This window comes from Thalassotalea sp. PP2-459 (assembly GCF_001913705.1).
In the GTDB taxonomy this organism is placed as follows: Bacteria; Pseudomonadota; Gammaproteobacteria; order Enterobacterales; family Alteromonadaceae; genus Thalassotalea_C; species Thalassotalea_C hakodatensis.
The window spans coordinates 1-20,051 of record NZ_MKQD01000018.1; the positions used below are offsets into that span (position 1 = coordinate 1).

Genomic DNA, 20,051 nt, shown 5'->3' on the forward strand with positions numbered 1-20,051 from the left:
TCTCCTGAATAACCATTCTCTGCAATCAACGCCGTGCCTCTAAAGCGTTTAATTCTCGCTGAATGACCGAATATTTATGCGAATTGGTATTAAAACCTAATGTCATGCAGTTTGACATTAGGTTTTTGGTTTCCTAATTAACCCCACCTAACGTAAGTTTTGCAGGATCTAATAATGTTGACAGTTCCTCTCGACTTAAATCGGTATTTTCTTCTGCAACATCAATAATTGGTCTATTTTCTTTGTAAGCTAATTTCGCTATTTCAGCTGCTTTTTGATAACCAATAATAGGGTTAAGAGCTGTCACTAAGATAGGGTTTTTATCTAATGCTTTTTTTAGGTTTTCTTCATTAACTTCAAAGCTTGATATCGCTTTATCTGCAAGTAGCTTGGAGACATTACTTAGTAATTCGATACTTTCAAGCAAATTTTTTGCAATCACAGGTAACATAACATTTAATTCGAAATTACCTGACTGTCCAGCAATGGAAATCGTTGTGTCATTGCCAATTACTTGCGCTGCGACCATGGCGGCTGCTTCAGGTATCACGGGGTTAACTTTACCTGGCATAATAGAAGAACCTGGTTGGAGTGCTTCTAAGGTAATTTCCCCTAAACCTGCTAAAGGACCCGAATTCATCCATCGTAAATCATTAGATATTTTCATGATTGAAATAGCGACGGTTTTTAATTGTCCTGATAACGCAACGGCAATATCTTGTGAGCTAATATGAGTAAAAAAATTATCAGCAGGCGTAAATGCGATATTGGTATAAGATGATAACGCTTTATTAAAAGCAGCAGAAAATTTATTGTCGGCGTTTATGCCAGTACCAACCGCAGTTCCACCTTGTGCAAGGCTTTGAACGCTTGGTTGTAATTGTCTAAGATGAATAATGTTTTGACTTATTTGGTCAGCCCACGTACGTAAAGATTGCCCTAAGGTAATAGGCATCGCATCCATTAAATGTGTACGGCCGGTTTTGACAAACTTTTCAACTTGATTAGCTTTGTTTGAAGTAATCTTTACAAAGTGTTGCAAAGCAGGTATCAACCGCTCTTCTACTTCAATAGCAGAACTTATATGTATGGTAGAAGGAATAATATCATTACTACTTTGACCATAATTCACGTGGTCATTTGCATTAACTTTTTCATCAATGTTTTGGTTTGCAAGTGTTGCTAATACTTCATTAGCATTCATATTGGTACTAGTGCCTGAACCTGTTTGAAAAACATCCACGGGAAAGTGTTTAGTAAAGTCTTCTTGCAATAAATTATCTACGGCATCAATAATCGCTAAAGACATATTTTTTGAAAGATGATTTAATTCACCGTTAGCTTCTGCAGCTGCACGCTTGGCAATTAATAAGGCTTTTATAAATGCTTTTGGCATTGGTTGGCCACTAATTGGGAAGTTATTAATTGCTCTTTGAGTTTGGGCACCATAAAGCGCGTTAATGGGTACATTTAATGAACCCATGCTGTCTTTTTCCGTGCGATAATTACTCATGTTGTCTCCTTATCTATAAAAGCGAGCGTCGTCTTAGTGTGAGCGAATAAATTGAACGCTGCTTAGAGCAGCGACACATGTTTTTTATATAACCCTTTGTCACCTAAGTATTTTCAATAAAAGTTACATTTATACATCAAACTGCTTACAATGATAATTCGTTTGGTATAGGCCGCTATGATGACATGCTTTACTATTGACTCTACGCATAAACCGCCTAATGATCAAAGTAGTTACTTATTAAATGCAATGAGGAAGGCGTGTCAAAAGTTATTATTAAATACGGCTTAATTTTGTTTGGTTTATTGGCACTTTTAAAGTTCATAGAGTTTCAGTTTTTTAGTTATAAATTACCGTTATCGAGTTATTTAATGATCATCGCTTCAATTTTTCTTATTGTTGGCTGCGCGATAGCTTGGTTTTTTAAACCAGATAAAATTGTTGAGCGTGAGGTAGAAATTGATCAAGAAAAGTTAGCGCAATTGAGTGAACGAGAGCAACAAATGCTCTTGTTTTTAGCGCAAGGTTATACCAATAAAGAAATTGCATTAAGCTTGTCTATTTCACCTAATACCGTAAAAACCCATTTAAAATCTTTGTTCGAAAAATTGGATGTATCAAATCGTACACAAGCCGTTGCTGAAGCTAAATTGTTAAAGCTGATACATTAAGCTAACGTTGTTCAAACGCTTATTTTAACTAGCTCACCCATATGGGTGATAGCCTTTTTGATAATGCTTGCATAAGGTAAAGCTACGTTAGGTTCTTTACTATACCTAAGATAATAATTCTTAACATTCACGGAGTAGGCGATGAAAAAATTAATAATGAAATATGGCTTGATTGCAGGTGTTATTGTTGTCTGTATACCTTTTATCGGTAGTTTAGTGATGGGTAGTGATCCATCCACCTACCAAATGGGAGAAATCATTGGCTATTCTACAATGATTTTTTCACTATTAACGATATTTTTAGCCGTTAAAGAATATAAGGCGCAATGCAAAGAAGTTGTATCTTTTAAACAGATATTTTTATTAGGTATTGGTATCACTTTTATTGCTGCATTTATGTTTGGCGTTTATAACGTATTATATGCAACCGTCATCGAACCTGACTTTATGAATAACTATTTTAATTACTACATTGAAAATATACGTAATAGTGGTGCTACAGAGGAAGTCATTAATCAGCAAATAGCCCAATTAGAACAAGAGAAATCATTTTTTATGAACCCTATGGTTAATTTTTCTGTGATGTTTGCAAATGTCTTTATGATTGGTTTAATTATTTCGATTGTGTCTGCATTTAGCCAGTCAGAACGTAAGCCAGCTAGTTAAACAACCAGTACATTTCCTAGGGTCTGTTAATCTTTCGAGATTAATCTTTGTTCGAACTAAACACGAAAGATCAACAGACCCTAACAATACTCTTTATTTTTTGAAATCGTTTTAGTTGGTCACTTATTTAAGCGTAATGGTATAAAATACCATGACTAAAATTACTTAAGAAAAACTATGTATAGACGAGAACAACTTATTGGGAGCTGGTTTAGCAGTAGACAACAAACTAACGGAGAAACTCATAACGAATTAGCAAAAATTCATAGCGATGGCTGTTATGAGTTTACGTTCACCGTTCTTGATCAAGAAAATCAGCTCATGCAAGAATATATTGAAGTAGGTGATTGGGGCTTAGTAGGCGATGTTCATTTTACTATCGCTAAAGCAGAAATTGATCAACAAGAAGCATTTCCAATGGATATGGCTAACCCTGACAACTATCATGCTTATCAAGTAATCCAATTAGACAGTCATATTTTTAAATATCAGCATATTGTCACGAAAGAAGTGTTTATCCTTAAGCGCGTTGTTGATAGAATCGCGCACTGTTGACATTATTCTTTTTATTATTGCAAATCGATCGAGATATTCATGAAGCAAATACATTCAGCAAGCCTGATCACGGCTATTAAAACTCCCTATGATGACCAAGGTGATATTGACCTAGCAACCTATGATCGTCTTGTTGCTAAACAAATCGATGCTGGTGTTGACGGTATAATTGTTGGTGGCACAACGGGTGAGGGGCACTTGCTAAGCTGGGAAGAGCATTTAATGCTTATCGCTCACAGTGTTCATCAGTATGGTAAAGAGCTTATTATTATTGGTAATACTGGCAGTAATAATACCCGTGAAGCAATAAAGGCGACTGAAAATGGCTTTGCCATGGGAATGGATGCTGCGTTGCAAATTAACCCTTATTACGGACGTACTTCCTCACGAGGTGTAATTGAGCACTTTCGTAAAGTATTAGATATTGGTCCTGCGTTTATTTATAACGTACCGGGTCGAACTGGCCAAGATTTAACACCAGATATCATCGTACCAATTTCAACGCATGAGAATTTTGTTGGGGTGAAAGAGTGCGCGGGCAATGAGCGTATCGGTTATTATGAAGAAAAAGGTATTGCCTGTTGGTCAGGTAATGACGATGAATGTTTTGCCGGTCGTCATCAGTTTGGTTCGCATGGTGTGATTTCTGTTACCTCTAACTTAGTACCAACATTAATGCGTAAATTAATGGATGAGCAAGACAGTAGTCTGAATGCTTCAATGCAAGGATTAATGAATTGGTTATTCTGTGAACCGAATCCTATCGCCATTAATACTAGTTTGATGATGACAGGGGCTGTTTCGCCAAATTTCCGTTTACCTTATAAGGCACTTACTATTGAACAGCGTGAACAGGGGCTTGCATTAATGGAAGCTATAGGCGCCGAACATCTAGTGGGTGAAGAACTCAACGTGTTAGATGATAGTGATATTCGCTATACACCCTAACCCTATGAGGTTAATATTTTAGCAACGCCAATAAGATCTGGTTTTAATGATGTTGTTAAATTAATATCTTTTACTTGTTCAGTTAATGGGCAAATAAAAGATAAATGTACTGCGGTTAACTGTAAGTTTACCTGTGTATCGTTATTCGCGTTACCGTGTAGCCTATCACCTACAACAGGGTAGCCTAAATTAGCAGCATGTAACCTTATTTGATGTTTTCTACCTGTTTCTATCTCAACATTAAGTAAACTAATCATAGCTTTTATTGATTTGTCGGCATATGAAAAGAATGTGCTAGCAGCTTTATTATTAATAGGGGTTGTTGTGTGTATAATGTTTTCTTCAACTAAGCCATGAACAAGTATTTGATACTTCTTGGTAATTTTACGCTGCTCAAATAAGTGACTTAACGCTTTTGCTGCCTTTTTACTATGTGCGATCAACAATAAACCTGAAGCTGCTTTATCAAGTCTGTGTACTAAAAAAGCAGGCCGTTGGGGTGTTAGTTGTGTTTCTGCCCATCTAGTTATTGTGCAGTGATCTGCCCACTTTGAACCGTTGCAAGGCATACCTGAAGGTTTATAAATAACGCTATATTCGATAAAGTCTTCAATAATGTGAGCGGCTAAACATGCTTGAGATAACACATATTCATCATAATAAAAATGTAGTACATCATCAGGTATAAGGCTTTTTTTCACCTTACGTAAACGATCAATATTTTTACCGCGCTCTAACCATAACGCTCCTTTGGTGATTGCCATTTTTAACTGTCCGTTGCTGAGTAAAGCATGCGCTCTACAGGCATTCGCTAGCAGTTCGATGACCGAGTCGTCTTGAGATTTTACGGGAAGATGAAGTTCAAATTTGATCATGTATATACTCGACAGCAATGAACATTAAAGAATTAATCACTGAATTTTTTTGATGAAATAGTTACACTAGTTTTATTTTACCCAGAGAACAGTGCAAATGGAACGAGATTATACGTTATTCCCAGAAGATGAACACGGTGAAGCTTTATGGCAAATGTTATTGCAAGGGGATGACTTGTCTGTTGCTAGAGAGTTTCAATTTTCAGTAATTTTTGCTAGCGAAGAATCAGCACTTAAATACGGTCAACTATTGTTGGAAAATAATCAAAAGTTATCATTTTGCCCGTATCCTGATAATGCAGATTATCCATGGGAAATAACGGCCTATCCAGAAATGCCAGCAAGTTATGAAAACATCACCGCCTATCAAACCCTATTAGAACAAAGCAGCGCGCCTTTAGCTGGGCATTTTGATGGATGGTATTGTCAGTCGGTGGGTTAATTTTGCTTGATATATCACAATTAAAAACGTTACAAAAACGTAGTACTAGGTCATTTCATCAGCAAAAAAAATTGATTGCTAATGTACTTAATGGGCAAAAAGTATATTGCCCACAATGTGAAAAGCTGCTTTCTGTTAAGGTTGATCATGATAAAGGAAGCACTAAAATTTTTTGTAAAGCCACCTGCACAGATATAGAACTAGAGCATTAACGAGCAGTAAAATGATAGCTACCCTTATAAAAAGGTAGCTATCTCATCAAGTGATTTTTTGACACTAGCATGATGAGGTACTGTTGCACCTTCTGCAGGATAACCCGCCACTAATAACATATAGGCGCGATCATTTTCAGGTCGGTTACATACTTTACTTAAAAATGACATTGGTTTTGGTGTGTGCGTCAGTGTTACCAAGCCGCTAGAATGCAACGCATTAATTAAAAATCCTGTTGCTATGCCTACTGATTCATGAACATAGTAATTAGTATGTTTATCTTCGGCATGGATCCCCCCCTTCTTTTGACTAAATATTGCGATGAGCCAAGGAGCGTGCTCAAGGTAAGGTTTGTTAGCATCTGTCCCTAAAGGTTTTAATGCATCTAGCCATTCATCTCCTGCTCTGCCTGCATAAAAGCTACGTTCGTGTTCTTCTGCTTGTGATCTTATTTGTGCCTTCATTTCAGCACTATTTATCGCAACAAAGTGCCAAGGTTGATGGTTGGCACCACTGGGTGCAGTGCCAGCTGCTTTGATACAGTTTTCTATTATTTCTTTAGCAACAGGGCGATCACTAAAACTACGGATACTATGCCGACGTTTAATTTCTTGATAAAAATGTTCTGAACGTGACAGCATCTCCTGTTCAGGATATTCAATATAATCAGTTAATGGTGTTGCATCATGTTGTTTCATTGTAAAACCCTTATTTTTTTGCATAGCATACCGCACAGTAATTATATTGCAAGTGCAATATAATTACTGTGCGGTATGCTAAAATAAAACAATAAATGCAGGGCTAAGGGCATTTATTGTTTATTCTGGTTGTATCGTTATCTATATCAAAAAATTGAAAGTTTTCAATGGTAAATTGCTCGATAAAACCGAGCTTTTTATAAAGGGGTAAACCCGCTTGCGAGGCTTGCAGTACAAGGTGTTTGATATTTAGCGTAATGCATTGGTTGATAAGTGCAACCATGATTGCTTTGGCATATCCTTTCCCTTGATGTGTAGGCAGCACACCCATCTGATGCACACCAGAGCATGTTTCGCTGTGTAATAACATACTTGCTCCGACATTAACTGAACCCGTAGAGGCAAGATACATCACCACTTGGTTATTACTAAGCAAGGGAAGAATAGCATTAATATCAATGTGGTAGTTAAAAGCTGCTGAGCCAATATGACACCATTCTTCAACTTGCTTTCGCGACCTTACAGGGGTTAAGGTTAACGTTGGGCTTTCTGGTAATAAATGTTGATGATTTAGCGGTAAATACATTGCAGTTTGCTTAAATGATTTTTGCCAACCATTTGAAAGTAAATGAGATTTAATCGCTTGGTGTATGTTGGATTTACCTGCAGTTTGCCATAAAGCAAAGATGGCATTATGTGAAATTTTTTGTATTAGCGTTAATAACTTTTCATGGTGTTCTTTCTCAAAGAGCTCTTCAGTTAGCGCAGAAGCTGAGGAGTCTAGCCAATGTCGATGCGGCCAATGCCTTACTGCATTAAGCGTGAACATGTCATCGCGATAAAGTGTGGTTGCACCATATAATCGCCACAATTTTTTAAGGTTAGTTAAATTTGCACTATCGATAATATTCATACGGCTTTCCAGTTTATCAAAATGAGTCCTATTATCATCAACGAAGCACCTAACGTACTTTCAAGATTCATTGTTTTTTGAGGTAAAGACAGCCAGCCAAAATGACTAAATATCATCGCACATATGAGTTGGCTCGTTAATGCAAATGACATTAGGGAGCCAGCACCCAATTTAGGGATCAAATAGTAAAGTAAACCCACACCAAGTGCACTAAGTACGCCTCCGGTATACCAGATTAAACTTGGCACTTGGGTTAATTGGTTGAATTTAACGGTATTGCCCATGATCAGATAAAGTACCAAGACTGAAATAAAAGCGATAAAAAAAGCACAGGCGGTTGCCAGTAAAGTATTATTTAACAGAAGCGCCAATTTGCTGTTTATCATTGCTTGTATAGCAATGGCTGAACCTGCAAGTAATGCAAGCAAGATTAAATTGAACATATTTACCTCATTTCAGCAAATTGTTCTAGGGAGTTCCGTATTTTTGCATAGTTAGCATACTTATCATTTTTTGCTCGCAAGCCAACAGGGCAAATAACTGTCGTTTTATAATTACTATCTTTGAGTGCTAGAATGTCATCGTACTTTTGCTGTTCAAAGCCGGTCATTGGACAACTGTCTATTTGATTAAAGGCTGCTGCTGTTAACAACGTACCCAATGCTATATAGGCTTGTTCGCTGGACCATTTATCAAATGCTGCGTTATCCATCGAATTGACAAACTGTGATACTTGTTGCTGGTAAGAAAGTATCTGATGTGCTTCTGTGTTATTTCCCCTACAATATTGAGTAAAATAGTTATTAACGAGGGTTTGTCGATCGCCAACATAATGAGCAAAAACGAATAGGTGTGAACACTGCACCACCTTTTCTTGTCCGTATGAATAGGGCAGTAATTTTTCCTTGAGTTGTTGATCTGATATAACAATTAACCTTAACGGTTGAAGGCCAAAAGCAGAAGGTGCCAATCGAGTTGACTCGATAAGTAGGGCGATTTGTTGTTCAGTTAATCGCTGTGAAGAAAAGGTTTTTACAGCGTATCGCCATTGTAATGCCGTTAATGTATTCATGTGATTCCTTAAATAAATGATGCTGAAGTAGCATACAAAACAAGGAAACATGGCGCATTTACATAGGTTGATTTAGCGAGTAATGTTTTTTCTGATCCTAGATAATTGAGTAGGTGTAATGCCAAGGTGTGAAGCGATATGATATTGCGGTAATCGTTGGTTTAATTGTGGAAAAAGATCTACAAAGTTTTGATAACGTGTTGTAGCGTCTTGTTGAACTAATTCAATCTCTCTCGCATCTTTTGCAAGCACCCAGTTTTTTTCTAAGTAATGGATATGAAAAAGTTTTATTTCTTCATTTTTGCTTAGAAGTTGGCGGAACTTTGCAAAATCAATCGAAATGTAAACGCTATCTTCCACGGTTTCTATCGCCAATAAAGCCGGAGTGTTTGTTAATAAAGAGGTCATTGAACCTGGAAACATATCCTCAGTAAAAAAAATTTTATTGTATTCATTACCTTTATTGTCAACGCTATAAGCACGCATTAATCCTTGATAAATAAAAGAAAATGAACTTGGGGTTTCTGCTAAAGGATAAATAATGCTATTCGCTTTCACTTCATGAAATTGACAAATTTTTTGAAAACACTGCCAAGTTGACTCGCTAATCGGGTAATAGGTATTCATTACTTGAAGTAATTGTTGGAACGCGAGAGATTTAGTTAGCATACTTTATGTTCACAAAGATCTTAAGGGTGTGAAAGTGTAATTTCCTTGGTACGATTGTATTCAAGCATTACGGTAAAACAAATTACTGCATGGCAGTATTAGCAAAAATCAGTTTACTATAAGTCAATAAAGCAAGGTAGAAATTTTTAAATGGACAGTTTACGTTTTCAGCCAAAGGTATTATCACTGCTTATTATTTTGTTAAGCGCTTTTTTGCCATGTTTAGCAACTGCGCAAGCAACATCAATGAATTGTATGTCGCTAAACGAAGATGTCGCGCAAATAAGAAAGTTTGCCGATGAAGCAACCTTTCGATCAGTATTACCCGTTGATAAAGAAATAAAGTTTAATTATCAATCACTACCAAGTTTTGGTGAATATTTAACATTCGCTCGTCAGCATATAGAGCAATTAAACCCTAAAGCGAAGATAAAGTGTTCGATAGATACAGCAATAAGTGAGCTTTATTTAAAGAAAAATCTATCTGAAAGAACGGTTGTTGATTTAATTCAACCTTTTGAAATAACGCCTCCAGAAGCTGAAACCGTTGTTTTATTGATTCATGGATTAACAGATTCACCCTTTATGTTTCATGATCTAGCAAAGCAGTTTTATCAACGTGGTATTGCAGTTAGAACGCTATTGTTACCTGGGCATGGTACAGCGCCTTCAGCCTTAATTGATATCGATGAACAACAATGGAGAACAGCCGCTAAGTATGGTGTTCAACGGGCATTGAAAGATTATAACTCTGTTTACCTTGGCGGCTTTTCAACAGGCGGAGCCTTACTTATTGATCAGTTACTTTCTTCGCAATGGCAGCCAGAAGAAGTTGCACGTATCAAAGGATTATTGCTTTGGTCTCCTGCGAGTAAAGCAAAGTCAGATTTTGCTTGGGCTGCAAGATATATTGATTACCTTCCTTTTTATGATTATCTCAGTAAAGGGGCTGATATCGATATCGCTAAATATGAGTCATTTGCCATTAATGCGGGCGCGCAAGTACATAAACTGATGTTGCGTATTTCACCCAATAAAGTGTCATTTAAACAACCCCCTGATGTCCCTGTTTTTTCGGTTGTCAGTGATGTAGATACAACCATTAACACAATGGCGACTCTTACTTTACTCAAGCGCTGGCACCGCGGTGAAAATCGCCAATCTAAAACAGCAGATCAATTAATGTATTTTGGCAACGAAGCGCTATTACAAGGATTTCCAGATACATTTAAGGTGAGTAGAGCACACTGTAACAATAAGCCATTTTGCCAGCACGTGTTAAATGTTGCCCATACAGCGACAACTAACGCACCTAATAACGTATATTATGGTGTGCATGGCATATATAGAAATTGTCAGCATATTAATGAAAATGCTTATTTTCTTTCTTGTAAAACCGATGATGAAAACTACATGGGTGAAACCACGAAAACGAATAAACAACAATACCCTGCAATGCAACGATTAACGTTTAATCCTCAATTTGATCAAATGATTATCTCGCTTGATCAATTTATAAACAACACCAGCATGTGATTCAAATAGAAAATATCGATAAGTAAAATACAATGCTTTACTTTTGCTACACATTTTGTAGTATGCTACTAAATGTGTAGCGTATTTTGTGGGTATTTATGACCATTCCATTTCCAGGAAACCCTGTTAGAGGCTCAAAAACAGGTAAGCCGATCATGGCTTTATTAGATCTACTTGGTAGAACGTGGGCTTTAGGTATTATTTGGCAGTTAAATAAACAAACGTTGACTTTTCGTCAATTACAAAAAGCATGTGAGGGAATATCACCTACCTTATTAAATACACGGATCAAAGAATTAACGTGTCTATCACTGTTAACAAAAGGGCAAAGCGGTTATCAATTAACAGACCAAGGTAAGGAGTTGTTTTCATTAGTACTTCCTTTAGGGCCTTGGGCGTTAGAGTGGCAAAAAGCAGTATTAACAGAAAAAAAATTACAGGACAATAAACATGTCTAAGTCATTATCATTAACACAAATGTCTTTAGACCGATGCAGCAGTGCACGGAAAAATCCGGAATGGATATCCACTCAGCTTACAAAGCCAAATACTCACTTTTTTGTGAGTTATCAAGGCAAGTTTTTAGTAAATGCTGGGCAATTAGTCACTTTAAGTAGAACGCAATTTGAACACGTTAATCATCATCGAATGACGTGTATTTTTTTGGGTAAATATTCACATGATGGCCAAGCGGTCTTTATCTTAGATTTCAGTTTACTAAGCGAAGAACAGTGGCAAGAAATACATAACCGAGTATTGCTGCAATGTTCAGATGATTTGGTTGACTTACGTCGTGCGTTGAATGAACTGCCTGTCGAAGTTGCATCTATTGCTGGTTTTGCAAATGCACTAATAAACTGGCATCGAAGTCATCAATTTTGTGGTTATTGCGGTTCTCCTTTACTTGATAAAGAAGCAGGGCATGCTAAGCAGTGTAGTGATCAAGTTTGTGCAAAGGTTGTTTTTCCTAGAACAGACCCTGTCGTCATTATGATTATTGAACATACTGATGAACAAGGGGTCTGCCGTTGTTTATTAGCAGGCCACCAACGAAGCCAAGGACAAGTTATTTCAACGCTTGCGGGTTTTGTTGACCCGGGAGAATCAATCGAAGAAGCAGTAGAAAGAGAAGTGTTCGAAGAAGTCGGTTTAACCACGACCAATATTCGCTATTTACGCTCACAACCATGGCCTTTTCCTGCATCGTTAATGCTAGGGTTTCACGTTACCGTTACCAGCAATAAAACAACAATTGATCCAGATGAAATTACCCACGTAAAATGGTGTACAGCCGAAGATATTGCAGACTTTAGTGACTGGGGAAGTGAGGATGACAATATTCAAATTCCAGGAGAACATTCTATTAGCCGTTACTTAATAGACTGGTGGTGTGAAAATCAACTTAATGTGTCAAAGTAATTCATCACTTCTTGTTCTAAAAACAAGGTAATTAGATAGCTTAATCCAACAAAACCAGCGTTGATAAGCATACGAAAAACCCTATTAAGGTGAGCGTAATTGACGTTTAACACACTTGTTGTAATGACAATACAGGCCATTAAAGCAAACCACGGTGTAAAGAAAAATATGGGTGTAAACTTTATCAAAGAAACAGCTGAGTCGTGTAGCGCGCCGCTGATAATAAAAGTGACTAATAACGCACAGGATTGAGGCATTATTTTTATGCTAGGCTTTTGAATATACTTTGCTAAGTAATAACTCCAAATAGGATTCCAATAACGCCAAAACAACGCAAAAGAGTTGGCACCCAAGGAACGAACGAGCATGTTTTTTAGTGAGTCAGAATGGCCTAATTTTACTCCCGTTCTACGTTTTACATAAACTGAAAGGCTAATCGCGGGCATGAGTTGTTTGGAGATCCATACGTTGTTGGTTGTTAACTAGCATAAAAATAACCGTCTAGTATGTACAGACTTATCAAGTGATTATTTAGCCTGCTACGCTCAAGGTTGGTTGTTGTTTTCATTAGTGGAGGTTGCTACAGTACCTTCGTGCATATTTACCGTATTATATTGTCGCCAAATTTTAGCGGTTTCACCATTACTATCTAGTGTTTGCAATGCTTGTTGAAATTGATACGCAATACTTTCTTTTGTTAACTGATGTTTTTGGTTACTAAAAGATAAATCTTCGTACTGTTTAAATAATGGATTACGCAAAAGATCAATGTGTTTAGAACGTAATGAAAAGCCTAAATACATTGGATGATCTTTACTACAGCACTGATGTATTTTGATTTCTTTTGTTGGGTATTTTGATAAATAATATAATATAACATGACATTTTCGTTATATGCGTAAAAGTCAGCTTGCTCTGAAGATATTAGCTCAATAGCTTTACCAATAGATAAGTCATATACATAACGGATGTACACACCTTTAAGGTCTTTTTTATCATAATTGGCGCCTTGTGAAATCAAGAGTGTTTTACCACGCATATCTGCAAAACTTTTTAAATCATCAACGTCTGATCTTGAAATGGTGGCAGCTCGATAATGAAGACCATTTTCAAAATAATGGGTAAATTCAGCTCTTTCGTCGTTAAAGCCAAGGCCAGGGTAAAAGTCTATTTCACCTTTTTTAAGCATATACAGGATACGTTTTTTGGGAGCACGTATTACCGCCAACTTGCAATTAATTTTGGCAAGCGCTTTGGAAAATAAAATTTGATAAACACCATTATTATTGGGGGCTTTTTCAATAAGTGGTAGCTTGTTATTCGTTCTGTAACCCATAGTAACGGTACAGGAATAAACGTGAAAACTACTTAAAATGAACAGAAATAAGCTTACATAGCGCAACAACATAATGATAAACGTTAACCTTTTTTAGTAATATGCATCAACTCTAATGCACTAACATATGGCCCAGCATACCAAACATAAACCCAAACACAGCCCATAAAGGTGGGGACCAATGTTTTTCTAACCTTACCTGTGGAGCGATATCTTGAAAAATAGAATATAAAATACCTCCAGAGGCTAATAGCATTATCAATGAAACAACTTTAGGTAAGTCATATAAAAAAGTATAGCCTAAAATCCCCGATAGCGAGCCTAATAATGCTAATCCAACAAATGATAGAATAATGATAACTGACTTCATTGATGAGCCATCTTTGAGCTCTCGATAAGCATTGAATCCTTCTGGTAGGTTTTGAAGAGCGATCAATAGCGCAATTAAATAGGCGCTTGAACTGCCTGTAGCAAAAGCTGCACCTAGGGCAATGGACTCTGGAATAAAATCGGCCAGCATGGCGACTAATTGGCTCGCTGGCGAGTTAATTTTTTTGAGTAAAATATCTAACAACATAAAGCCTACGCCGCCTAAGGTAAGAGCTAAGCAGGCAACCAATGGCGATAGATTGGAAGTACCTTCCGGCACTAATACTAACGCTACTGCTGATAAAAGCGCACCAGCTCCAAGTGCGATAATACTATGTCGTAATTCACTTTTTAACCATGAAGGGTGTAAATGTTCAATCTTCGCCAACAAAGCACCAAAGGGCATCGCCAATCCAGAGAGTAGGGTTAGAACAATTACGGTGAATAATAAATCCATAGTGATTATTTTTACCTTGCTAATTTTTATCTGTAAAGTATAAACCGATTAATTATTTTTTTTGATCATGTATACGCAATTCTCTATCGGCATTGGTTCTGAATATTGTGCCAAAACAAACCCAAGTTTTTGATATGCCCTAGCTGCTGATGTGTTGTGTGAAAATACAAATAAAGATAGTTCATTTGAATTTAACAGCTTACAGCCTATTTCACCTAGTTTTTGAATGAGCACAGTTGCTATACCTTTGCCTCTTTCGCTTGGTTTTACAGCCAACCGAGCTAGGTGACATCGATTCATTCGTAAGTAAAATTGGCCAAATGCGATTATCTCACTGTTTTCATTTAATAAAGCATAAGATGATAACGTTGATAACTTCAGATCATCTATAAACGTTTGTTCGGTGAAAGGGTAACGAAAACCAGGGCCAGACCAAAGAGAAAATGCTTGTTCATTAGGAAACCAAGCCATTAATGTTGGAATATGTTGTTGAGTAGCGACGGTTAACTTCATGATGTTTTATCCCTTAAACCTTAAAATGAACGATTACATTATATGACTTTTATAGAATAAAACCTATCTATAACATTACCTGCTTTTTTATTTCTATTTTCTTTATTCTTGCTAGATCAATAGGTTAATATTTACATAAAGAGATAAATGGAGTTTCTGTGCGTAAAATACATCAAATTTTAGGGTTAATCATGTTGCTACCTATAATTGCTTGGGCAATAACGGGTACCTATTTCTTCTTTAAACCGGGATATCAAGAAGCTTATCAAGCGCTTAATGTTAAAACATACCCATTAACTTATATTGATAAACTGCCTAAAGGGGAGTGGCTTGAAACGAAACAGTTAAAAACCGTATTAGGTCAACATGTTTTTTTAAAAGATAATAAGCAAAGGCATCACTTTATCATGCCAAGTTGGCAAGCTGTAGATATTTTATCTAAAAAACAAATCAATGCGCTGGTAGCTGATGCGATTACGGCAAACAAAACTCGCTATGGCGAGATAAAGTCTATTACCAATAACCAAATTTTAACCACAACTAACGTAGTAATCACCTTAAATTGGCCGCTATTATCACTAAGGCAACAAGGAAAAGACACTGACTTTATTAATACGATGTATAACATTCATTATTTGCGTTGGTCTGGTAATAAAACCCTTGACCAGTACCTTGGTGTAATAGGACTATTTTTAGTGCTTTTATTAGCAGGGATAGGGACTTGGATGACGATCAAACGTACATAATGAACACTTGGTTGTTTTATGGTGAGTGACAGGCTTGAGGTCAGACCTCTTGTTGTGTAAGGTAATTGCTTTTATTGAAATCTTTTTAGCTGTTTAAAGTAGGTTGATACCAATGAAACAAGAGTCTTTGTTTGTAAAAAGCGATGAGCATCAATTGCATGTGCGTCATATTTATCAACAAGAAGGTGGCACGCCTATTTTGATGCTACATGGCACCATTGAAAACGGCAAAATTTTTTATACCCAATCAGGTAAGGGTTTGGCTTGTTATCTGGCTAAACAAGGTTTTGATGTTTACGTACCCGATTTACGCGGTAAAGGTCTAAGTATACCGACATTGCATGAAACAACTGAGCATGGCCAGCATGAAATGATAGTTGCAGATATACCTTCATTGGTTAAATTTGTAGCAGAAAAAACCGGAAAGCCAATGCATGTTATTTGTCATTCATGGGGGGGCGTTGTTTTTTGTAGTAGTTTTGCTCGATTTCCAGATTTACACAGCCACGTGTTAAAGCTGGTGTGCTTTGGAACGAAACGAAGTGTATACCGTAAAACCTTCAATAAGTTTTGGAAAGTTGATGTGTTGTTTAATCGTATAGCCCCTTTTTTAGCTAAACGAAAAGGTTTCATTGACGCTGTTAAGCTTAAATTTGGTGCAGATAATGAAACAAGCCGCTTTTTGAAAGAGTGTACTTATTGGGTAAAGATAAACCCATGGCATGATCCCGTTGATCAATTTGAATATGGTAACGCTGCAAACTCGATTGAATGGCCTGACACTTGGCATTTAACGGGGGTTAACGATGATTTGTTAGGCCACATAGACGATGTAAAAGCTTTCGTTGATGAAACCAATCCAGCAGCTAAAGTGTCACTTTTAAGTAAGCAAGCGGGTAACTTAAAAGATTACGATCATATTGATATTTTGACCGATGCTAATGCAGTACAAGATCATTTTCCTGAACTTGTATCCTGGTTAAATAAATAAGCTTATAAAGTTGGCTGAGAAAGGGCTGTATGAATGTTATGTCATGACAACCCTTATTTGCGTTAGGCTATTTTAACCAACCTTTTGCAATAGCATGATTTGACAAAGCAATAAGTAATATGCCAATCACGATCACCAATAATGGCATAATAATGCTGGCGCTACCGTAAACGGCCATTGAGTCAATAACAAAAAAACTATGATAATTTTGCACTAAAACGCCAATTAAAGAGACAATAAACACTGGTTTAGCGACTGATTTTTTCAGTAATAAAAGTGCACTACCAAGCGAGCCTGCGATTACTGCGGTAGCAAAAGCGATTGTCGCCCACATAGGCATATTTTGATAAAGTGCTTGTTCAGCACTTGGTAATTCGCTAATCATCTCTGGTGTCATCATTATATGGCTGACAAATGCCATCAACCCTAAAATATTCCATATCAGAGCGATAATACTGACAATTAAAAACCATTTTGGTATTGCTGGTGGAGTCTGTTGATTCATAGTTACCTGCTTATTTTTATTGATTATTATTTTTATTCCAATAAGGCCAATTATGCTGATTGATCGAATTGGTGTTGTCTTCATCAGTGTAGTTACATTTTGAATAAATTTATACTTTGAAAGTCAATTTATTATGTAATATGCTGTTCACCTTTTTTAAAATTATAATTAAAACCATGAAGTTACCTGTAGTTTTCCTCTATTTTTTGCTATTTACAACTGTTGGCTGTAGTTCACCTTCTACAGTGCATTTATATGCTAAGTTCTTAAAGCAAGCTGAGATTAATAAAATCAAAAACTCGTTAACACAAGCTGAAATGTTAGTAGAGGTAAATCGCTTACCCTTTCCAAACTCAATAGGTGACAATACCTTAATTTATGCGCCTAGTAAGGGAAGTAAGCAACAAGCTGAACAAGTAATGAATTTGTTGAACCAACTAGGTATTGTTATTGATAATACGGGGCTTATTCTTGCAAGTAATCATAGTTTTAGTGCAAATAATATGGGGTTATATATTGTTCCCGATGATATCGTTGCTCGTAACGCTATACATGTCGAACAAAAATATAATATCCCTTTAATAAATGAATACGCGGCAAGAGATTGTCAAAACACTAGCACGTTAATATTACAAAAAAATGGCCAATTTCGTATTGAAGAAGACATATGGGATGCATCAAGAAAACTATATAATGAGCATGTGTTTAAAGGTACTTGGAAGTTAAAAGAAGGTAATTTTTTATTCTTAGCAAGTCAACAACTCGACTTTACCTTAATTTTTGAACGCGCCCCATTTTCACGTAAAATAGAAGAAGGTTTACTACAAGGTTATCAATTTTTACCAATGACGACCTACAGTAAAATGAACAACGCTGGGCGTATTTATTGCACTTATGAAATTAGCCAAGTCTTGTAGTGATTTTTACAATTATGAATAATAGGTGTTTTATTTAACGTTTATGCGCTACGTGTGGATTTTTCTTTAAGTTGTTCATATTGTTGCGTTATTACGATTAAATCGGCGTTAACCTCATCAAGCTCTGCCTGTAGCGCACGTGATGTATTAATTGCTACTGTTTTTTCTTGCTGCAATTGAATTTCCTTTGTTTTTGCTAAGGCTAGCTTTTCCTTTGATTCTTCAAGTAAAGCGATTAATCGAATAACGTCTTTGTTTTCTGTAAAAACTTGGTCATGGCCAAGTTTATTTTCAACGACTCCTTCTTCTTCAATAAGTGCGTTTGCTTTTTGAGCGAGGTAAAAATAAACCAATCGAGCGATGAAAAATAGGCCTGTTAATAAAAGCGTAAGAATATATTGATGATCAGTTTCTGTTATTGCGGTATTAATTTTACTGCTAAAACTTCCACTGCTGGTAAACAATGAAATAAAGAATTGGTGATGACAAATAAGCCAGATAATCGCATAAACGAGCAAGAAGTTAGGTGCTTTAGGTTGCGCTCGGTGAAACAAAACTACGTTTTTTAAAAACGATTGGAACATAAAAATCCTTTTATTACTTGACGCCATATTCAATAAGTTTACTGTGTTAATTACTTTATTTATATGATTTTCGTTATTAGGGGTTGTTATTTTTCTGCGGCGTTTTCGCTTATTTATGTAGAACAACTTTATTACATAAGTTTATCCTTGTACAAACACCAAATATTACGTCGTAAAAAGTGTACAGACAATTTCAACATGTCCTTAAGTGATCATTTCTATCAAAAAACTCTTGAATAATCATCATTAAATTTATGATTATTCAAGATGTGTTATTTTGTAACTGTGCTTTTAAGATAAATGTACAATAATCTGAGATATCTGACCTCCGCATGTAATAATTCTTTTGTATACTATATTCATGTATTTTTTGAGTGTGACCAAGATGTATTCAACACAATCAGGTAAAGCCTTATTTCCTTTTATCATTACCCTTTTAGTAGGGTTGTGTATTTATTTATATTTACCGACCAGCCAAGGTGAAAAAAACGCAATGGCAGGTACGGCAACACAAGTTATGGCGCATAAAGCGACCCTACAAGAAAATGCAGTGCTAATTGAAGCGATTGGAAGTGCGCGTGCTAATCAAGCGATTTACATAAAAAGTGCCCAAAGTGATTACCTTATCGATATTTTCTTTGATGATGGTGACTTTGTTGCTAAAGGTCAAAAACTGGTGCAATTACAATCTGAAGAAGAAAAAATAGCCGTAAAAGAGTTAAGCATTAATTTAGATGAAGAACAGCGCCAATTAAATCGACTAAAGGAACTTTCTCGCTCGCAAGCAACAGCTAAATCAATGTTAGAAGAGCAAGTTTCCATTGTGGAAGCAACAAAAGCGCAATTAGAAAGTGCGAAAACTAAACTTGCGGAAATGACGATAACAGCACCATTTACTGGTCTATTGGGAAAACGTGAAGTATCGATTGGTAGTTTTGTGAATACGGCGACTAACATCACAACCTTAGATGATATCAGTGTTATTAAAGTTGACTTTAAAGTACCGGAAAAGTATCTCGCGCAATTGCAGTTAGGAATGAAAGTTGTGACTAGAAATGATGCATACCCTGAGCGCACTTTTACAGGTGAAGTTACACATATCAGTTCTCGCATTGATGCAGCAACACGCAGTGTAGAAGTTACCGCGAGTTTTGCGAATGAACAACGTTTGCTTAGACCAGGCATGCTTTTAGAGACTTCATTACAACTCAGTTCCGCTCAAGCGATAATGATCCCAGAAAAAGCGGTGATCCCACTAAAAGATCAACATTTTGTTTTTGCAATTGAAAACGGTATTGCTAACAAAGTAGAAGTGCATGTTGTTAGCCGCCATGATGGCTGGGTTGCTATTGATGAAGGCTTAACTGATGGACAACAAATTGTAACCGAAGGGCTAATTAAAATACGTTCTGGCAGCAAAGTTAGTATTAAGGGGTAATTGAA

At 36.5% G+C, this 20,051-nt stretch carries 26 protein-coding genes; 12 read left to right on the forward strand and 14 right to left on the reverse strand.

The annotated features are described in order from the left end of the window. Positions 1-133: 133 nt before the first annotated feature. A complete protein-coding gene (locus tag BI291_RS03045) occupies positions 134-1,513 on the reverse strand; it encodes a lyase family protein (RefSeq protein ID WP_074496284.1) in 1,380 nt (459 codons plus the stop codon). A 260-nt stretch (positions 1,514-1,773) separates the two neighbouring features. Between BI291_RS03045 and BI291_RS03050 the strand changes: the two genes are divergently transcribed. The 4 genes from BI291_RS03050 (at position 1,774) to dapA (ending at position 4,353) form a co-directional block, all read left to right on the forward strand. Continuing rightward, complete coding sequence (locus tag BI291_RS03050; protein ID WP_083601869.1) at positions 1,774-2,184, forward strand: helix-turn-helix transcriptional regulator; 411 nt, start codon at positions 1,774-1,776, stop codon at positions 2,182-2,184. Positions 2,185-2,325: 141 nt separating this feature from the next. Beyond that, positions 2,326-2,850, forward strand: a complete 525-nt coding sequence (locus BI291_RS03055) for a DUF4199 domain-containing protein (protein WP_074496285.1) — start codon at positions 2,326-2,328, stop codon at positions 2,848-2,850. A gap of 177 nt (positions 2,851-3,027) precedes the next feature. Then, positions 3,028-3,405, forward strand: a complete 378-nt coding sequence (locus BI291_RS03060) for a hypothetical protein (protein WP_074496286.1) — start codon at positions 3,028-3,030, stop codon at positions 3,403-3,405. Positions 3,406-3,444: 39 nt separating this feature from the next. Continuing rightward, positions 3,445-4,353: a 4-hydroxy-tetrahydrodipicolinate synthase gene (gene dapA / locus BI291_RS03065; RefSeq protein ID WP_074496287.1), complete on the forward strand. Its 909-nt coding sequence runs from the start codon at positions 3,445-3,447 to the stop codon at positions 4,351-4,353. Positions 4,354-4,355: 2 nt separating this feature from the next. On the opposite strand, the gene BI291_RS03070 is transcribed toward dapA, so the two are convergent. After that, positions 4,356-5,228: an RluA family pseudouridine synthase gene (locus tag BI291_RS03070; RefSeq protein WP_074496288.1), complete on the reverse strand. Its 873-nt coding sequence runs from the start codon at positions 5,226-5,228 to the stop codon at positions 4,356-4,358. A 97-nt stretch (positions 5,229-5,325) separates the two neighbouring features. Between BI291_RS03070 and BI291_RS03075 the strand changes: the two genes are divergently transcribed. Further along, a complete protein-coding gene (locus BI291_RS03075; RefSeq protein ID WP_074496289.1) occupies positions 5,326-5,670 on the forward strand; it encodes a ribonuclease E inhibitor RraB in 345 nt (114 codons plus the stop codon). A 236-nt stretch (positions 5,671-5,906) separates the two neighbouring features. On the opposite strand, the gene BI291_RS03085 is transcribed toward BI291_RS03075, so the two are convergent. From BI291_RS03085 to BI291_RS03105, 5 genes are all read right to left on the reverse strand, one after another. Then, the gene (locus BI291_RS03085) at positions 5,907-6,581 is read right to left on the reverse strand and encodes a nitroreductase family protein (RefSeq protein WP_074496291.1); all 675 of its coding nucleotides are present in this window, start codon (positions 6,579-6,581) and stop codon (positions 5,907-5,909) included. A gap of 103 nt (positions 6,582-6,684) precedes the next feature. Beyond that, positions 6,685-7,494, reverse strand: a complete 810-nt coding sequence (locus tag BI291_RS03090) for an N-acetyltransferase (protein WP_074496292.1) — start codon at positions 7,492-7,494, stop codon at positions 6,685-6,687. After that, positions 7,491-7,937 carry a DMT family transporter gene (locus BI291_RS03095; protein ID WP_074496293.1) on the reverse strand — a complete coding sequence of 149 codons (447 nt, stop codon included), beginning with the start codon at positions 7,935-7,937 and terminating at the stop codon, positions 7,491-7,493. Before BI291_RS03095 ends, BI291_RS03090 begins: the two co-directional genes overlap by 4 nt. Positions 7,938-7,939: 2 nt before the next feature. Next, positions 7,940-8,566, reverse strand: coding sequence for an NAD(P)H-dependent oxidoreductase (locus tag BI291_RS03100; protein ID WP_074496294.1), 627 nt, complete (start codon positions 8,564-8,566; stop codon positions 7,940-7,942). Between the two features lie 72 nt (positions 8,567-8,638). After that, the gene (locus BI291_RS03105; RefSeq protein ID WP_074496295.1) at positions 8,639-9,235 is read right to left on the reverse strand and encodes a Crp/Fnr family transcriptional regulator; all 597 of its coding nucleotides are present in this window, start codon (positions 9,233-9,235) and stop codon (positions 8,639-8,641) included. Positions 9,236-9,385: 150 nt separating this feature from the next. Here BI291_RS03105 and BI291_RS03110 point away from each other — a divergent pair, with 150 nt between their 5' ends. From BI291_RS03110 to nudC, 3 genes are all read left to right on the forward strand, one after another. Next, entirely contained in the window at positions 9,386-10,771 is a 1,386-nt protein-coding gene (locus BI291_RS03110) for a carboxylesterase (protein ID WP_074496296.1), read from the forward strand. A gap of 98 nt (positions 10,772-10,869) precedes the next feature. Further along, complete coding sequence (locus tag BI291_RS03115) at positions 10,870-11,229, forward strand: helix-turn-helix domain-containing protein (protein ID WP_074496297.1); 360 nt, start codon at positions 10,870-10,872, stop codon at positions 11,227-11,229. Then, a complete protein-coding gene (gene nudC, locus BI291_RS03120; RefSeq protein ID WP_074496298.1) occupies positions 11,222-12,190 on the forward strand; it encodes an NAD(+) diphosphatase in 969 nt (322 codons plus the stop codon). The genes BI291_RS03115 and nudC overlap by 8 nt, the downstream gene beginning before the upstream one ends. Here nudC and BI291_RS03125 read toward each other — a convergent pair. From BI291_RS03125 to BI291_RS03145, 5 genes are all read right to left on the reverse strand, one after another. Next, on the reverse strand, positions 12,169-12,636 hold the full coding sequence (locus BI291_RS03125) for an MBOAT family O-acyltransferase (RefSeq protein ID WP_074496299.1): 468 nt from the start codon (positions 12,634-12,636) through the stop codon (positions 12,169-12,171). The genes nudC and BI291_RS03125 overlap by 22 nt on opposite strands. A 99-nt stretch (positions 12,637-12,735) precedes the next feature. Next, a complete protein-coding gene (locus BI291_RS03130) occupies positions 12,736-12,993 on the reverse strand; it encodes a hypothetical protein (protein WP_074496300.1) in 258 nt (85 codons plus the stop codon). Next, positions 12,984-13,526 carry a transporter substrate-binding domain-containing protein gene (locus BI291_RS03135; RefSeq protein WP_074496301.1) on the reverse strand — a complete coding sequence of 181 codons (543 nt, stop codon included), beginning with the start codon at positions 13,524-13,526 and terminating at the stop codon, positions 12,984-12,986. The genes BI291_RS03130 and BI291_RS03135 overlap by 10 nt, the downstream gene beginning before the upstream one ends. Before the next feature lie 112 nt (positions 13,527-13,638). Continuing rightward, on the reverse strand, positions 13,639-14,352 hold the full coding sequence (locus BI291_RS03140) for a ZIP family metal transporter (protein ID WP_074496302.1): 714 nt from the start codon (positions 14,350-14,352) through the stop codon (positions 13,639-13,641). A gap of 48 nt (positions 14,353-14,400) precedes the next feature. After that, entirely contained in the window at positions 14,401-14,865 is a 465-nt protein-coding gene (locus BI291_RS03145; RefSeq protein ID WP_074496303.1) for a GNAT family N-acetyltransferase, read from the reverse strand. A gap of 158 nt (positions 14,866-15,023) precedes the next feature. On the opposite strand from BI291_RS03145, the gene BI291_RS03150 reads away from it, so the two are divergent. Both BI291_RS03150 and BI291_RS03155 read left to right on the forward strand, forming a co-directional pair. Beyond that, complete coding sequence (locus tag BI291_RS03150; protein WP_083601876.1) at positions 15,024-15,611, forward strand: PepSY domain-containing protein; 588 nt, start codon at positions 15,024-15,026, stop codon at positions 15,609-15,611. 112 nt (positions 15,612-15,723) lie between these two features. Continuing rightward, a complete protein-coding gene (locus tag BI291_RS03155) occupies positions 15,724-16,602 on the forward strand; it encodes an alpha/beta fold hydrolase (RefSeq protein WP_217693805.1) in 879 nt (292 codons plus the stop codon). 67 nt (positions 16,603-16,669) lie between these two features. Here BI291_RS03155 and BI291_RS03160 read toward each other — a convergent pair whose 3' ends face one another. After that, entirely contained in the window at positions 16,670-17,107 is a 438-nt protein-coding gene (locus BI291_RS03160; protein ID WP_074496304.1) for a hypothetical protein, read from the reverse strand. 176 nt (positions 17,108-17,283) lie between these two features. On the opposite strand from BI291_RS03160, the gene BI291_RS03165 reads away from it, so the two are divergent. Then, on the forward strand, positions 17,284-18,024 hold the full coding sequence (locus BI291_RS03165; RefSeq protein ID WP_139302541.1) for a hypothetical protein: 741 nt from the start codon (positions 17,284-17,286) through the stop codon (positions 18,022-18,024). 41 nt (positions 18,025-18,065) lie between these two features. Here the strand turns inward: BI291_RS03165 and BI291_RS03170 are convergent, their stop codons facing one another. Beyond that, positions 18,066-18,608, reverse strand: coding sequence for a hypothetical protein (locus BI291_RS03170; RefSeq protein WP_074496306.1), 543 nt, complete (start codon positions 18,606-18,608; stop codon positions 18,066-18,068). Positions 18,609-18,993: 385 nt separating this feature from the next. Here BI291_RS03170 and BI291_RS03175 point away from each other — a divergent pair, with 385 nt between their 5' ends. Further along, complete coding sequence (locus BI291_RS03175) at positions 18,994-20,046, forward strand: efflux RND transporter periplasmic adaptor subunit (RefSeq protein ID WP_074496307.1); 1,053 nt, start codon at positions 18,994-18,996, stop codon at positions 20,044-20,046. Positions 20,047-20,051: the final 5 nt, after the last annotated feature.